Origin of the sequence: Vibrio sp. YT-18 (genome assembly GCF_033337345.1) — a bacterium.
Classification (GTDB): Bacteria; Pseudomonadota; Gammaproteobacteria; order Enterobacterales; family Vibrionaceae; genus Vibrio; species Vibrio alginolyticus.
Genome location: NZ_JAWOQO010000007.1, coordinates 202,467 through 217,478, shown reverse-complemented (window position 1 = coordinate 217,478; position 15,012 = coordinate 202,467). Strand labels below are relative to the sequence as shown.

Below are 15,012 nucleotides of genomic sequence, written 5' to 3'. Positions count from 1 at the left end.
AAAAAAAGCCAGCATCCGCTGGCTTTTTTGATCGAATAATCACACGGTTGAGTATACTTATAACAAGATTGCGAAGTGGTTGATTTTGCTCTCTAGACAACGGATACGAAGTTATAAAAAAGGATATTTGTGCGGTCTATTTTATTGTTCTTAATCTTGATTCTTAATGGTTGTGATAACTGGTTCAATCCAGAGAACGCCATGTTTGATAAGTATCATCAACGTGTAGCCAATGTATTGGACGTTCCTGCTATTCCAATAGAATTACAGTCTACGGTAACGATTCCTGCGAAACGCGTTTTGTTCGAGCCATTGCCAAGGCTATCTATTGGCCTGCTAGAGAGCTATCAATTACGACAATGCGGACTCTTTAATTTACTTGCCGAGAAAAACTCACAACTTGGAAAGGTGCAGGATGCCTTTCATGATTTTGATTATCAAACTGCCCTTTTAAGAGTCATAAATCGATGTTTATCCGAATTTCCACTTAGCGATGAAGAACGCGCGACATTGACAGAGCTTTACTCAACCAAGTGGCAACATTTAGACATTCATCTCGACAACTTACTACTCGTAAGTGATGCCATGCAGAAGCAACTAACTGCCTCTGATTGGCTATCTCAAGACACGACGAATGATATTGCACGCATTAACGATGTCTATCGTATTTTCAGCGAAATGTATGATTTACCCCACCGCGCGGTCTCACGTCTACCCGATGTGGAAGTTACGCAATATCAAGAAGAGTTAGAGAAATCTCGTTTACTCGGACGACTTTACTATTCAATGGTAAACACATCCCTTTGGTTAAAAGCGACAACTCAGCTACTTGAGCAGAACCAGAGCAATGTATTGTGCGGGCCGAAAAGAGACACCACCCAGTTCCGCTACTTAAGAAATGTCTTTCAATCCATTTACGTTGAAGAAGTGCAACCTTATTTGGCTTATTTAGACAGTACCTATCAACAACTTAATGATGGTGCCACTTTGGTGGAGAACCGTATGCAACTCCATGGTCACCAGTATGGCATCATTGAGGCACATAGGACATTTAGGCAAGAAACCCTAAACCACGTTCAGTTTTGGCAGGGTCTCTTCAAACGATGTGGCGTAACCGTTGGCAACTAGTAAGTGCAGAGCGTTCTATTCCTTCAGCCTTTCACGCAAGAATCGAGCAAAACGTGGTTTACCAGTATGTGTAAAACCGTTATATCTAAATGTAATGGTTGAACCAATTTTCGGAGGCTGGCGACGCACTTCATCGGTAAATCCGCTACCGATGTAAAACTCAATGCCATTTGGTAAGCGAACTAACATTGCTCCCATCATACCTAATAAGCGCCCTGTTCCTGGCTTATAACCCACAACTAACGCTTCATCATCTGCGTATCGTTTTAGTTTAAGCAAATCACTACCGCGTCCAGCCTGATAGCGGCTTGATACCTTTCGCAACATCACCCCTTCACCGTCGGATATTGAAATTTTATCCAACTGTGTAAACAGATGAGCTTCATTTTGAATCGCTCGGTGCTCGACATATTTGATATGAGGCTGGTCGACTTCAAGCACTAAATCTTTGATGTTGTAATAACGCTTCCGATAATCACCAGCGGAATATGGCATATCAAAGATCATAAAGTCGATGTGTCGCCAAGCAGACTCTACAGGAGTTTTATCTAATACCGTTTGCTGAACAAGATGGAAGTTACCTCTCCCAGCCCAAAGTTCACCGTCCAACGGATAATCAGGCAAAGGTCCTGTAAACCAATCTGGGGCGTAGATTCGATTACCATTTCTCGTCACGAGATGTTGCCCAGTCCAATAAGCGCGAACACCATCAAGTTTTTCGCTATACCAATATTCAGACACATCAATGCCATCCTGATAGCTTTGTGCAAGAGAAACTGGTGGTGCGAAAGACGTATCCGCTTGAGGCTGTGAAGACGCTGCCATAACAGCCAGCGCAATTAATGTCATTTTTAATGGCATAAGAAGACCTTGTACAAAAAATCGTCTTTATTGAAACGTAAGTCCTCTCGATGACCTATTTATTACTAGTCATTCTTCGACTCATAACAATCAACATTAGTAATAATTTGCAAAGATAATCATAAACTTTAGACAGGTTTTGCATTTAGTCGTTACACGTTATTCACGTAAGGCGGATGGTTCGTCAATCGAGCTGGAATCTAATCATGACGAGCCCCCAGCTCTAACGACTTCTTTCGGCTCAACACCTCTTATAAGCAAACCATTTCTCTGTACGTTTTTGATTCTCAATTTGAGAATCAGTCCTTTCTCAAATTGAACAATATCATTAACAATATTTAACTATTTGATTTTTAATTAATTTCAAATTGGCACGTTACCTGCTCTATATCCAATTAGAAAAACAAACGGAGACAGAGTCATGGAACTACGCAAACTAGAAATCAATCAAGACAAGTTAGCCATTGAGTTTTTTGGTGACTTAGATGCAAGCGGCTGTCGACAAGCACAACATCACATTGATGAGGTAATTCACAACAATCATCACAAAGAAGTCGAAATTAACCTACAGCACGTCCAATTTCTTGATTCTTCAGGGATTGGTGCCATTGTTTACTTATATAAGCGTCTAGTTGAACGTGAAAGAAGCATGAGTATTGAAAACGTATCAGGCCAACCTTTAGAAATCATGAGCTTGCTTCGTATCAACCATGCCATTCCCGTTAACTCAAAAGGACACTAAAAATACCGGTTTAAACGGAGGTTGGCATGGTAAATCTTATACGACGATATGCATTAAGCGGTCTTGTTGTCGGCATGTTTGGTTGTTCGTCGTTTGACTACCCAGAACACGGAAAAGGTGGCTTGGCGGAAAGCTATCAAGATATCTCGATCGAGAATTATCAGTTTTCCCCAGTGATGCCTGACGAGCCTTTAGGTCCAGAACATGGGTTAAGGTTTGATTGGCAACTGACCAAGTTACATCTAGACGCACTAATCCAAGAGGGCGCGCGCTGGTGTTTTCCTGCGGCAGTTGTTCAGGCCCTTGAAAAACAAAATAGAATTGCGCGCGAGTTAGAAGGTGGGCTTTTTCTCGACGCTGCCAACGACCTTGTGATTCAGCGTCGACGCTTAAACCAGCTCGAACAACAACTCGACTACGTACTGAGCCAAACCACTTGCACACCGCCCGATGATATTGAAGCGCTGCGTAGCGACCTAAACATAGTCGCGGATATCTATGCACTACTTAATATCGACAACCAGTTTGCTGTCGATTCAGCTGAAATCAACCCGAAGTACATGGGACATTTGGCAGAAGCAGCCTACATTTTACGTGACCACCCTAACCTATCTCTTGTAGTAACGGGGCATGCGGATGCAACTGGAACCCCCGATTACAACCAGAAACTTGCTCAAGCGCGTGCAGAACAAGTAAAGCGTTACCTAACCGTATTTGGTATCACTTCAGAGAGAGTCACTACCAAATCTGTCGGAGATAACCTGCCACTCTATGAAGGTGAAACATCCGCCGTGCGTTTAACTAATCGTCGAGTAAGCATCGAGGTTATTAGCCCTAATTCAGATAGCGATACCTCAATAAACCGCAACCCAACGGCAGGAGGCACGCTATGAACACGATGAAACCATTTATCCTCTTAATGTTGTTGTGTCTGGTTGCGTGGGTACCTTCTTCCATAGCGGATGAGAGCAATATTGTTAAGGTCGGTGATTTAATACAGATTAACTTACCCGGAGAGGCGTCGTTAAACCAAGGGTTTCAGGTTGATCGTCGTGGACGAATTAATTTACCAGAAGTCGGCCCTGTATTAGTGGCCGGCTACAATGAACAACAACTACAAGACGTGATTATCGACAGGCTAAAGACCGTGTATCGTGACGTTAACAACGCTCGAGTTTTTATTAAACAGCAACAGTTGTTAGTGTCCGTTCAAGGCTACGTGGTCAAACCCGGTGAATATACCTTACCTTCTGGGTCCAACATTCAAATGTTTGTGTACGAAGCTGGCGGCCTGCGCGCAGGGGCTCAGCTCGATAAAATGATAGTGAAACGTGGAAATAAAAACATTGAATTTGACTACAAACGCTTCCTTGATACGGGTGACAATAGCCAGCTGCCAAAACTAGAATCACTGGATGTCTTATTTGTCCCCGCTTCCCCACTCGTAGGGAATATTGAGCAAGAGTTTGATGCAGCAAAACTCGCGAATTCAGGTGACAGCGCAGATTCCGCTCGTGCAATCAAAGTCTTTGGTGAAGTCAACGCACCTGGCTCGTTCTCATACAAGCCAAACACCACGCTAGTTGATGTCGTAATGCGAGCTGGCGGCGTGACACGATATGCCAGTGTTGAGCAAATTCGCGTGATAACAAACAATAACCCAACCATGTTTAACCTGAAAAAGTACCTTGATACTGGAGACCAAAGCCTACTGCCAGAGATCCTGCCAGGTGCCACCATCTTTGTCCCAAAACAGGAAGAAGAAATCAAAGCAGGTGCAAATGTGGTTTACGTGATGGGTGAAGTCGCCCATCCTGGGGCATACGAAGGCAAGCAAGGCGCTAGCTTCATGGATATCCTCGCCAACGCTGGCGGGCCCACTCGCTACGCAGAATCTCGCCAAATTCGCGTTATAAAAGCCGATGGCAAAGTCATCAAATTCGATCTTACCGCGCATACAGAAGGACTATCTTCAGCCAGACCACCAAATGTTGGACCAGGAGACGCGATTTTCGTACCGGAGAAAACCGATTTCAATGAGAAGTCTTGGTTAAAAGTAGCACCTAGTCGAGCGGTCGCAGTGATGGGAGAAGTTGTTCGCCCTGGACGCATCGAGTGGTCAGACGAAATGGATTTGATTGATCTGCTTGCACACGTTGGAGGCCCAACTCGACGAGCTGATACCACCAAAATTGAAGTCGCCAATAACGGTCAAATGACACAATTTGACTTAGACCAATACATTCTGGATGGCTCGCCAACATCAAGCCTACCTCGAGTTTCCGCTGGTACAGTCGTAAGGGTACATGCATTGCCTGACGACCCATCCGATAATAAATCGCAATGGGTAAGCCAAAGCTCTGACGCATCAATATACGTTTTCGGACAGATCAATGCACCTGGGCGCTATCGTTTCACCGAAGATATGCATTTTCTGGATATTTTGTCTGCCGCCGACGGACCGACAATGGATGCAGATATTCACAACATCCGTGTCACACACCGAGGCCTAGGTTATGCCAAAGTGAGTAAATTGAATTTATCGATGTACTTTGAAACAGGCGATGAGTCAATTCTGCCCCACGTTCGTCCTGGTGATACCATTTACATTCCAGAAAAAAACAAAAACTGGTTAGATCGTTCAAAAGAGTCCACGGTACGCGTATTAGGTGAAGTAAGAGCCCCAGGGCGATACGTATTCAATGACAACATGACAGTGCTTGATCTGTTAGCGGAAGCAGGAGGACCAACTGACAATGCCTACCTTGAAAAGATCAGTGTGGTCAATATGTCTTGCTGCCAAGGCCAAGCCCGAACATTTGATTTGGTGAACTTTAGTAAAACAGCCAACATTTATGAGCTGCCAGTCATTCGCGCAGGCGACACGATTTACATTCCCCATAAAGACGAGAGCTTTGTTGAAAAAGCGAGGGCAGGATTAAGAGATATTTTACAAATCACCACAACCATCGTGTTAATAGGAGCGTTGTAATGACTATTCCTGCAACTCACGCTGAGATTGAGCAAATTTATCTTCAGAGTGAACAGAAAGGCCACAAAACGATTTGTGTTGTGGGTTGTAAATCTGAAGATGGTGTCACTTCCGTGGCGTCATCTCTTGCAGAGCGCTTGGTTTTAGCAGGCCACAATACTTTGTATGTAGACCTTAACTTATTCAAACCCGCTTATCACACTGTTCACGAATTTGATGATGACGAGAAGGTTGGCCATTTGATCACACGAGAGAATACACATCAAACTTTAGTCGGCCTCCCTGCTCCATCTCTCGCCAGCACTCAGTTAGCGTACCGAGACCCAACAACGCTGAAACAAAACATTGCACAATGGTTAACGCAGTACGAGCGCGTCGTGATAGATACATCACCACTTCTCAGTGTCAACCGAAGCAATATTGCGCCTCAAGTGATTGCTGGCGTATGTGATGCTACTTTGTTAGTAGCGCATTATGGCTCTACGACTGCAACCCAGCTCGAGCAAGCCAAAAAGCTACTCGATGCTAGCGATGCGAACTTGATTGGTTCTGTACTGAACATGAAGCACACTCCAAGCCTGAAAGATGAGTTAATCCGCCAAGTTTCCAAGCTGCGTTTCTTACCAAAAAAGTGGAAAGAAAAACTGTCTCAGCAAATTAAAAAAAGCGAACTGTTTATGTTATAGGGAGCGCTATTATGACGATAAATAACACATTGACTATCGAGCAAGAATTAGTGGATGAGCATATTCTTCAGCAAATGATCAAAGATACGTGCGCCGAAATCATCCCTACCTTGATTGATCACTATGTCGAAGAGTCACGCGATCGCATGGAGAAAATAGAGCAAGCATTAAGCACAAAAGACCTTCAAACATTAGAGTTCGAGGTTCACACACTGGGCAGCTCTGCTCTCGCTCTAGGCAATCGAACGCTTTCAAGACAAGCAAGAATGATTGAGAAGTACTGTGTCGAAGGAAAAATACCAAAAGCATTGGAGCTTTGTGAAACACTTCCTCAACTCGCCAATGAATCGTTTGATGCGTTAGAAAAGCGAAAAGCTCAAGGGTTTGAGTAGTATCAGTGTCTTACTCCCTAGCGAAGCATCGCGTTTGATAAAGCGCGATGCCGACATCATCTCAGAAATTTAGGCTCCAAATTCAGTCACCCTCGCCAAGCCACACACCTTGAAATTATTTGGGTATACTTAATCAATTAAAAAGTATGGATTTTTCGCAAATTTCCTACCTTGTGCTAATACTTAAATAACGCTTTTCTCAAATTGAGAATTTTCAGCACTAGAGAGCTATAAACCACTCATAATGCCAAATAGTAGTGCTGACAAAAATCATAAAAAATGAAACAAACTACGTTGGGATGGGACTATGAGACCAAGGGTGTTACTGGTAGAGGACTCTACTTCACTAGCCATACTTTATAAGCAGTATGTGAAAGACGAACCTTATGACATTTTTCATGTCGAGACAGGTCGCGAAGCGATTCAATTTATTGAAAGAAGCAAACCTCAGCTCATCATTCTCGATTTGAAACTGCCCGACATGTCTGGCGAAGACGTGCTGGATTGGATCAACCAGAATGACATTCCTACGTCCGTTATTATTGCTACGGCGCACGGCAGCGTCGACTTAGCCGTTAATCTAATTCAAAAAGGTGCGGAAGATTTCTTAGAAAAGCCCATAAACGCTGATCGCCTAAAAACGTCAGTTGCATTGCACCTTAAACGCGCCAAATTGGAAGATTTGGTGGAAAATATTCAATCCAAGTTTGATCGCCACAACTATCACGGATTCATCGGTTCAAGCCTCCCGATGCAGGCGGTATACAAGACCATTGATGCTGTTGCGCCAACTTCTGCCAGTGTGTTTATTGTGGGAGAAAGCGGCACAGGTAAAGAAGTTTGTGCTGAAGCCGTCCACCGCCAGAGTGACCGTAAAGACAAGCCTTTTATTGCAATTAACTGTGGGGCTATTCCACGAGATTTGATGGAAAGTGAGATTTTTGGTCACGTTAAAGGGGCCTTTACTGGAGCAACAACAGATCGAAAAGGTGCGGCGACGCTGGCACATGGTGGCACGCTTTTTCTTGATGAGCTGTGTGAAATGGAACTTGAGATGCAAAAGAAGTTGCTCCGCTTTCTACAAACGGGCACTTACACCCCTCTTGGTGGCACTCGAGAAATGAAAGTGGATGTGAGAATCATTTGTGCCACTAACCGAAATCCATTAACAGAAGTAGAAGAAGGTCGTTTTCGTGAAGACTTATACTACCGTGTGCACGTTATACCTATCGATATGCCCCCATTACGTGAACGAGGAAGTGACATCGTCACGCTTGCCAAGCACTTCTTGACCACTTACGCCAAACAGGACAAAAAGAAATTCTCAACAATCGACAGTGAAGCTCAACATATCATCAAGCATTACGAATGGCCGGGTAATGTAAGGCAACTACAAAACATCATACGTAACATTGTGGTGCTCAATAACGACGAAAAAGTCACGGTGAGCCACCTACCCGCTCAACTCACTAAAAAGTCTAAAGTTACGAAAACAACGACACCTGCGCATGTTGCTCAAGAGTCAGCAAACATTGCACCAATCACACCACCACCTGTTTATACTGAGGAACCTTCACCTTCTGCGGTCGAACCGTCGATTACCGCAGCGGAGCTGCCTGGTACACCGTCCTCTGCTGCTACCTCACCGTACTTTAACTCTGATGGAACCATTCGCCCTATGTGGCAAGTAGAGCGTGAAGCAATTCAAAACGCAATTGCGTACTGTGATGGCAACGTCCTCAACGCCGCTGTCATGCTGGAGTTAAGCCCATCTACGGTTTACCGAAAAAAACAAGCGTGGGAAGCGGATGAAATTAATCTCGAACAATCTTGATAAACCTGCCATTGGTGAAATTTGGATCTTGCTTGATAGCCGTCTATTCGGCGGCATTGAAAGTCACGTTATCGAGCTAGCTCGGGGATTAATCGCCTTTGGACACAAAGCTCGAGTTGTGCTAACCACTGAGTATTCACCAGCTGCTCAGATTGTACAGAAGGCAAAAGAAGCCGCGATCCCTGTGAGTTACTTAAACTATTTGTCTGGCGAGCCCAATAAAGCTTTAAAAATTAAACACCTAACAAGCGCCGTCGCCAATAACCAACCCTCAGTGGTTCACTCCCATGGTTATAAAGCGTCGATTTTGTCGCGCTGCGCCAAACTGCTCACCCGTACGTTTCCTCGTTTGATTTCAACTTATCATGTTGGTGAATCGTCCTCAGGGAAACTATGGCTATACGATTGGCTTGATAGAAGCTCAGGCAGCCTATCTGACCATTGCTTTGCTGTCAGTCCAAGTATTCAGCGCAAAGTTTTTTGTTCTTCAGAACTGCTGAATAACTTTGTTTCGATTCCCAACAGTCAACTCAACTATCAGGAGATCGCTTTTGTCGGCCGATTGAGTCAGGAAAAAGGCGCCGATCAATTTATTGAGGTAGCGAGGCTCTGTCCAACATTACAGTTTAGTGTGTACGGTGATGGCCCAGAAAAAGAGTCGCTTAATCAAACTGCCCCTCCAAACGTGACTTTCTTCGGCCATCAAACCGATATGGAAGGTGTTTGGGAAAATATCAGCGTACTTATCATCTCTTCTCGTTATGAGGGTCTTCCAATGGCGGCGCTTGAAGCCATGTCGAGAGGCATTGCCGTGATGAGCTTACGTGTAGGTCGCCTTCCAGATATTATCCAAACGGGTAAAAATGGTTTTATCGTCGAAGACATTCCCTCTCTTGCTAAATGTCTTCATGACTGGATGTCGATTGGTGAAGCGCAACAATCACTCATTCGCCAGAATGCTCGACAAACCATCATTGATGATTTCTCAGCGCAAAGTGTGATTCCCGTATTGCTACAAAAATATCAAATTGAAACGGATCACTAATCCATATTGATTCTCAATATGAGAATGATGAGTTCCAAACATAAATATCATATAAGATTCAATCATATAAACTAATGGCATATTTTGGCATCTCTATTGCAGCTCAGCAGTTAACGCAGATTAATGATGAGACAGAGGTGACTTATGACTACGCCAAAACGCATTCTATATGTTCATTATGGTGATAATTGGATTCGCGGCAGTGAAGTGGTGCTTCTGGATCTCATTTCAGGAATCGACCGCGATAAGTTTGAGCCATTCGTATGGTCCAACTGCCAACCATTAATCGATAAGTGCCAATCGCTCGGAATTGAAGCGGAACATTCAGCCTTCAATTTGGTGGGTGGTTGGAGCGCTCCGCGCTGGGATATTAGCGGGTGGAATAGCCTTATCAAACAAGGCTCAGCATTGATCGAAAAGCACAACATCGACTTGGTACACGTCAATAGCGGCGGCCCTTGTCAATGGATGTGTTTGGCTGCTCGCATGAATCATATACCACTTGTCACGCAACTTCATTGCCATTATACATTGCGCGATCGCTTCTCTCTCGGACTTCACCTCTCTCCAAAATTGATTTGCGTTAGCAAAGATGTTGGACGCGAAATTCTTCAGGACGGCTACCCACAAAACCAACTTCATGTCGTACACAACGGCGTGTCACTTCAAGGCGTGGATACACCCATAGACATTAAAGTTCGCCTCGGAATCCCATCACAGGCCTTTACCTTTCTGTCGGTGGGTTCGCTGATTAAGCGCAAAGGGTTCGACCGCCTTATTCGCGCAATGCGCATGCACAACTACCATCACAACAACCCTCACCTTGTTATTGTTGGTGACGGCGAAGAAAGAGAAGCATTGCAACAGCTTGCATCGGATCTTGGTATCCAAGAACGAGTGCACTTTGTCGGAGAACAACACAATGCCGGAGCGTGGATGTGTGGTAATGCAGACGCTTTTATTAGCGGCGCCTATGAAGAGGCCTTTGGTCTCGTGCTCGGAGAAGCGGCTTTAGCTCAACTGCCTATCGTGGCTCCTAAAACAGGAGGCATTCCTGAGTTGTTCGAGCATAATCACTCTGCATTGCTGTACCAGAACAGTGGAATGGCGAGCCTGTTAAACGCGATTCAACAAGTCATGCAAGACGCGGCATTAAGAAACAAGCTGGCGGAAAACGCTTACCTACATGCTAGCCAGCACTTAACGACGACTGCATCTATCAACGCTATTGAACGTATTTACGAAGGTGAACTTAATAACAACGCCATTACACCAATGCCAATGACTCACTGCATGAAGCCGCTTTCACGCTGGTTGAGCATCAATTGAGGAGCCCGGTCATGAAACGTGTATTGATGTTCGACGCCATCCCAATGCAAGGTGGATCCAAAATCGCGAATGCAGAGCTCCTTAAGCAGTGCGATAAGCTGAACGTGATTGGTTATCTACTCACTACAAATCCAGAGCATTGGGCGTCACTGCTTAGTGATACACCGCGTGTGCAAGTTATAAAAATAAAACCATCACCATTTAACTCGACTCATGGACTGACCTACTGGTTGATGAACGCTTACTACTTTCTCCAACTTCTCTACGCGTGCATGAAGCTGCCAAAAATAGATAGCTTTTTGGGCCTATCTTGCCCAAGTAATGATATGCCTTTGTACTTACTACGATTAATTAGCAAAAAGCCTGTGGTACAGATGGTTCATGGCCCTATTGGACGATCGAGATCTGCTGGCTACTGCTTAGTAAAAGCATCGGCAATTTACTACTTGGCAAACACCCGCGAATCAATGGTAGAAGCATTACAGGCCTACCTCAAAACAGAGAAGCCAGCCACCGAACGCTATTGGTGTGGTTTGAATACATCTACGTTTGTTAATGGATTATCGAAAGATCGCTGGCCAAAACAAGCGAATCCGATTTCAAGCCGCGTTTTCTGGGCAGCTAGCTTACTAAAATGGAAGAACATCGATCTTTTGCTTGATGCTTTAACACTTGATGAGTCGAAAAAGATCAAATCCACCGTGTGTTACATCAAACCTAACGTGGCAGGTGTGGAATATTCAACACCGGACTTCAACACACAAGGTGTTGAATGGCATGAGTGCCCAAACAACTTAGATGAATTGCGTTCACAGTGTGGTGTGTTTATTTCCACCAGTCTCAACGAACCTTTTGGGTTATCTATTTTGGAAGCGCTCGCTGCAGGTATGTGTGTCGTCATTCCACATGATGATAGTTATTGGGACCGCGTGTTAACTCACGGCCGAAATTGTATTAAATACACGCCTAACAATGTGGCTTCGTTACACAACGCAATTCGCCTTTTGAATGAATCGCCGTGGATGAAAGTAACGATGGGTATCGAAGCACTCAATGTTTCTCAACTATACACAGCCGAACGTTGTTATTTGCCAATCGCCCAGCACCTTGCTGCCGAAATTGCTACCAACAATGATTGCACACTCAAGACACCGCGAGACATCAAAGGATATGATCATGTCTAAAGCAATGACCAACATGACGCTATTTGCTATCGCCTTAGTGATCAATAAAAGCATCAGCCTAATCATGCTGCCTGTATTGCCCCACTTTCTCTCACCAGAACAAATGGGCAAGCTTGAGCTTCTAACAACCTTTGGTGTTGTTACGACCTTGTTTGTCAGTTTCGCTTTGCATGAAGCGCTTTATCGATTCGTCGGCGTTGAAAAGGATCAAAATACGCGCACAAGCCTACTAAACCAGCTGTACTCACTTGCTTTACTCATCGCTGGCGTCGTCGCTCTTAGCTTGCTCACTACCATTTTAATCGCCCCCATTCCCGCGCCTTTTACGCGAGTCGAATTTGCTATTGTTATGTTTGCCATCGTTCTAGAAGGCAGTATTGCAATCGGCACTGCCTGGTTAAGAACACAAGACGACAAAGCAAGAACACTGCTTAACGTCATGGTCACTACCACCATTTTTCAGGTCATTTTTATCGTCGCGGCGCTGTCTGTTCATCCCCATGTTATTTCTGTTTTGTGGGGTGGCTTGTTGGCTGCTATTACTCAATTTGCTTGGCTGCACATCGTTAACCGTTACAATGTCACCCTTCCTAAACTGACATTGGCAAAACAATACCTAAACTACTGCCTACCAATGATGATGGCCGGTTTAGTAGCATTTTGTCTCAATGGCGCTGAACGCTGGTTCATTGGTGCCAACACTTCTCTTGCGACGTTAGGGATTTACGCGATAGCGGTAAAATTTGCAGTGGGCATGTGTATTTTAGTGCAGCCGTTTGGCATGTGGTGGATGCCACGTCGATTTAACTACTTAGAAGGGCGCAAGAACACTGAAGCAGTGCGCATCACACACTTAGGTATGATTTACATTACAGGTTTGAGTGTAGTGGTCGGCACATTAGCAATGGTGATGATCACCCACTTACTGCCAGAAACCTATCATGACGCGGTACTATTCAGCTTATTCTTGCTACCTATCGCCATGTTAAAAGAATGGAGCGAGCTGATTAACATCTCCATTTTGTACAAGCGTCGTACTCGCTGGCTACTGGGTATAAATGTCGTCTCTGCGTGCGTTGCGATTGCTTTGCTGTTTGGCTTATCTTCTCTGGGCATTTATGGCGTATTCATTGCGCTTTATTACGCACAACTGTGTAAGTTGGGCCTGACTTATGTAGTAGGCCAACAATGTATGACGTTGCCTTTCCACCTAAGTCTGATGGTTTTATTACAGATTATATCCGGTGTGGCACTGTTCCTGCTTCACTCTTCACAATCAATAGGCATCGCCATCGCAATTTGCATTTTGACATGCAGTTTGCTGGCAGGGATAGCCACTCGCTACATGAGTAAAGAGACGCTCAATGCTCTCACTCGATACATAGTGAAACGGCGTGGACAGGTGAAGAGATACTCGTTATGAATGAAACCAAGGTGAGAACAAAACAGTCCATCGCAGCACTGACGATCACTGTCGGTATCGGCCTGCTTTGGATTGTTATGCCTCATCCCATTTTGATTGTTGCGTTGTGTTTCGCACCACTCGCGTTACTGTTTGTTCTCAATCAAACGTTTTGGCTTGTCACACTGTTCGTTATTTTTTCATTCTTTCGTATTCACGAAGCCTTTCCTGTTATCTATAACTTCAAGATCCCATTACTGTTATCATTGGGGGCACTCGCCGCACTCGCTTTTCACCTTCTTATAAGCCGCCAGATTACAGCTTTTTGGCACCCTTCATTAAAGTGGCTGTGTATATTTTGGGGTCTGGTGATCATCGGAATCATATTCGCTTCCAGTCGTGATATCGCAATAACGGTGTTCAAAAACACCTATTGGAAAATCATCATTATGACGTTGGCCATCACCTGGCTTATTACTAAACCTTCACAGCTCGCACAGATGTCAAAAGCAATTATTTTCGCCGGATTATTGATTGGCTTAGTGGCATTACAAAACGCTGCGAATGGCATTGATTTGGTTGAAGGGACGCGCGTGTCAATAGGACGATCCATAGGTTCAGTACTTGGCGATCCTAACGATTTGGCACTAGTGCTGATGTTTCCCCTTGCCTTTACCGTTAGTCAATTGATGGAGAAGCATTCCCCCAAGCATCTCAGGCTCTTTGCCCTTATCACCTGTTTGGTTTTGTTCTTTGCGATCATTGAGACGCAGAGCCGCGGTGGGTTACTAGGTTCACTGTCTGTATTTGCCTACTTTGCTTTTAAACACATCAAAAGCAAAACATTAGTCTTGGTACTAGGCGCCATCGCAGCGATCGTACTCTACGCATTCGCTGGTATTTCAGGACGAGAATCGGGGGGAGCCGCTGAGGATGGTATAGATGCCTCTGCGATGGGGCGACTTTATGCGTGGGAAGCGGCATTTAAAATGGCGCTGCATCATCCGTTGACTGGCGTAGGTCTAGATAACTTCTATTTTAATTACTATTTCTACAGCCCACACTGGGATGGTATCAACCACGCCGTCCATAGTACTTGGTTTGGCGTGTTAGCAGAAACGGGTTTTGTCGGGCTCGCGGTGTTCATTACTTTAATTGTGTCATTGATCCGCACCTCTTTGCATTCCATCTCATTGCTGACACCAAAATCAGATTACACCCTCTCTGTAGGAGCAAACGCCGTGTTAAGTGGGCTTATCGGGACCATCGTATCAGGCACGTTTCTGACTCAAGGTTTCACTTGGCCAATTTACATTCTAGCGGCGTTAACAGTTGTCGTTAGCCGAATTGTTCAAAGTGACTGTCAAAATGAGAAATCCTAGTTTCAAACATAAACAAAAACCATAACTCACTGTTT

General features: G+C 44.6%; 13 protein-coding genes. 12 read left to right on the top strand and 1 reads right to left on the bottom strand.

The annotated features are described in order from the left end of the window. Nucleotides 1-129: 129 nt before the first annotated feature. The gene (locus tag R7M72_RS12025; protein ID WP_318056200.1) at nucleotides 130-1,128 is read left to right on the top strand and encodes a DUF3080 domain-containing protein; all 999 of its coding nucleotides are present in this window, start codon (nucleotides 130-132) and stop codon (nucleotides 1,126-1,128) included. A 15-nt stretch (nucleotides 1,129-1,143) separates the two neighbouring features. Here the strand turns inward: R7M72_RS12025 and R7M72_RS12020 are convergent, their stop codons facing one another. Next, a complete protein-coding gene (locus R7M72_RS12020) occupies nucleotides 1,144-1,989 on the bottom strand; it encodes a DNA ligase (protein WP_053307085.1) in 846 nt (281 codons plus the stop codon). A gap of 421 nt (nucleotides 1,990-2,410) precedes the next feature. Between R7M72_RS12020 and R7M72_RS12015 the strand changes: the two genes are divergently transcribed. The 11 genes from R7M72_RS12015 to R7M72_RS11965 all read left to right on the top strand — a co-directional run bounded on the left by R7M72_RS12015 (nucleotide 2,411) and on the right by R7M72_RS11965 (nucleotide 14,977). Next, nucleotides 2,411-2,731: an STAS domain-containing protein gene (locus R7M72_RS12015; RefSeq protein ID WP_017634929.1), complete on the top strand. Its 321-nt coding sequence runs from the start codon at nucleotides 2,411-2,413 to the stop codon at nucleotides 2,729-2,731. Nucleotides 2,732-2,757: 26 nt separating this feature from the next. Further along, complete coding sequence (locus R7M72_RS12010; RefSeq protein WP_318056199.1) at nucleotides 2,758-3,624, top strand: OmpA family protein; 867 nt, start codon at nucleotides 2,758-2,760, stop codon at nucleotides 3,622-3,624. Beyond that, nucleotides 3,621-5,723, top strand: coding sequence for an SLBB domain-containing protein (locus R7M72_RS12005; RefSeq protein ID WP_315957029.1), 2,103 nt, complete (start codon nucleotides 3,621-3,623; stop codon nucleotides 5,721-5,723). The genes R7M72_RS12010 and R7M72_RS12005 overlap by 4 nt, the downstream gene beginning before the upstream one ends. Next, nucleotides 5,723-6,409 (top strand): AAA family ATPase, encoded by a 687-nt coding sequence (locus R7M72_RS12000; RefSeq protein ID WP_005377635.1) that lies wholly within the window; start codon nucleotides 5,723-5,725, stop codon nucleotides 6,407-6,409. Before R7M72_RS12005 ends, R7M72_RS12000 begins: the two co-directional genes overlap by 1 nt. Nucleotides 6,410-6,420: 11 nt before the next feature. Beyond that, nucleotides 6,421-6,801 carry an Hpt domain-containing protein gene (locus tag R7M72_RS11995; protein ID WP_005377636.1) on the top strand — a complete coding sequence of 127 codons (381 nt, stop codon included), beginning with the start codon at nucleotides 6,421-6,423 and terminating at the stop codon, nucleotides 6,799-6,801. A 307-nt stretch (nucleotides 6,802-7,108) separates the two neighbouring features. Further along, nucleotides 7,109-8,635 (top strand): sigma-54-dependent transcriptional regulator, encoded by a 1,527-nt coding sequence (locus R7M72_RS11990; protein ID WP_042522937.1) that lies wholly within the window; start codon nucleotides 7,109-7,111, stop codon nucleotides 8,633-8,635. Further along, nucleotides 8,610-9,680, top strand: coding sequence for a glycosyltransferase family 4 protein (locus R7M72_RS11985; protein WP_318056198.1), 1,071 nt, complete (start codon nucleotides 8,610-8,612; stop codon nucleotides 9,678-9,680). The genes R7M72_RS11990 and R7M72_RS11985 overlap by 26 nt, the downstream gene beginning before the upstream one ends. Before the next feature lie 144 nt (nucleotides 9,681-9,824). Next, nucleotides 9,825-11,009, top strand: coding sequence for a glycosyltransferase (locus tag R7M72_RS11980; RefSeq protein ID WP_213903963.1), 1,185 nt, complete (start codon nucleotides 9,825-9,827; stop codon nucleotides 11,007-11,009). Nucleotides 11,010-11,020: 11 nt separating this feature from the next. After that, a complete protein-coding gene (locus R7M72_RS11975; protein ID WP_138939127.1) occupies nucleotides 11,021-12,193 on the top strand; it encodes a glycosyltransferase in 1,173 nt (390 codons plus the stop codon). Then, the gene (locus R7M72_RS11970) at nucleotides 12,186-13,616 is read left to right on the top strand and encodes a lipopolysaccharide biosynthesis protein (RefSeq protein ID WP_318056197.1); all 1,431 of its coding nucleotides are present in this window, start codon (nucleotides 12,186-12,188) and stop codon (nucleotides 13,614-13,616) included. Before R7M72_RS11975 ends, R7M72_RS11970 begins: the two co-directional genes overlap by 8 nt. Next, nucleotides 13,613-14,977 (top strand): O-antigen ligase family protein, encoded by a 1,365-nt coding sequence (locus R7M72_RS11965; protein WP_175413444.1) that lies wholly within the window; start codon nucleotides 13,613-13,615, stop codon nucleotides 14,975-14,977. Before R7M72_RS11970 ends, R7M72_RS11965 begins: the two co-directional genes overlap by 4 nt. The last annotated feature ends 35 nt before the right edge of the window (nucleotides 14,978-15,012 follow it).

What these genes read in the sequence shown, in the direction of transcription:
- R7M72_RS11970 (WP_318056197.1), top strand. Translation starts at nt 12,186, where the DNA reads ATGTCTAAAGCAATGACCAACATGACGCTATTTGCTATCGCCTTAGTG.
- R7M72_RS11975 (WP_138939127.1), top strand. Translation starts at nt 11,021, where the DNA reads ATGAAACGTGTATTGATGTTCGACGCCATCCCAATGCAAGGTGGATCC.
- R7M72_RS11995 (WP_005377636.1), top strand. Translation starts at nt 6,421, where the DNA reads ATGACGATAAATAACACATTGACTATCGAGCAAGAATTAGTGGATGAG.
- R7M72_RS11965 (WP_175413444.1), top strand. Translation starts at nt 13,613, where the DNA reads ATGAATGAAACCAAGGTGAGAACAAAACAGTCCATCGCAGCACTGACG.
- R7M72_RS11985 (WP_318056198.1), top strand. Translation starts at nt 8,610, where the DNA reads ATGAAATTAATCTCGAACAATCTTGATAAACCTGCCATTGGTGAAATT.
- R7M72_RS12015 (WP_017634929.1), top strand. Translation starts at nt 2,411, where the DNA reads ATGGAACTACGCAAACTAGAAATCAATCAAGACAAGTTAGCCATTGAG.
- R7M72_RS12020 (WP_053307085.1), bottom strand. Translation starts at nt 1,989, where the DNA reads ATGCCATTAAAAATGACATTAATTGCGCTGGCTGTTATGGCAGCGTCT.
- R7M72_RS12000 (WP_005377635.1), top strand. Translation starts at nt 5,723, where the DNA reads ATGACTATTCCTGCAACTCACGCTGAGATTGAGCAAATTTATCTTCAG.
- R7M72_RS11990 (WP_042522937.1), top strand. Translation starts at nt 7,109, where the DNA reads ATGAGACCAAGGGTGTTACTGGTAGAGGACTCTACTTCACTAGCCATA.
- R7M72_RS12010 (WP_318056199.1), top strand. Translation starts at nt 2,758, where the DNA reads ATGGTAAATCTTATACGACGATATGCATTAAGCGGTCTTGTTGTCGGC.
- R7M72_RS11980 (WP_213903963.1), top strand. Translation starts at nt 9,825, where the DNA reads ATGACTACGCCAAAACGCATTCTATATGTTCATTATGGTGATAATTGG.
- R7M72_RS12005 (WP_315957029.1), top strand. Translation starts at nt 3,621, where the DNA reads ATGAACACGATGAAACCATTTATCCTCTTAATGTTGTTGTGTCTGGTT.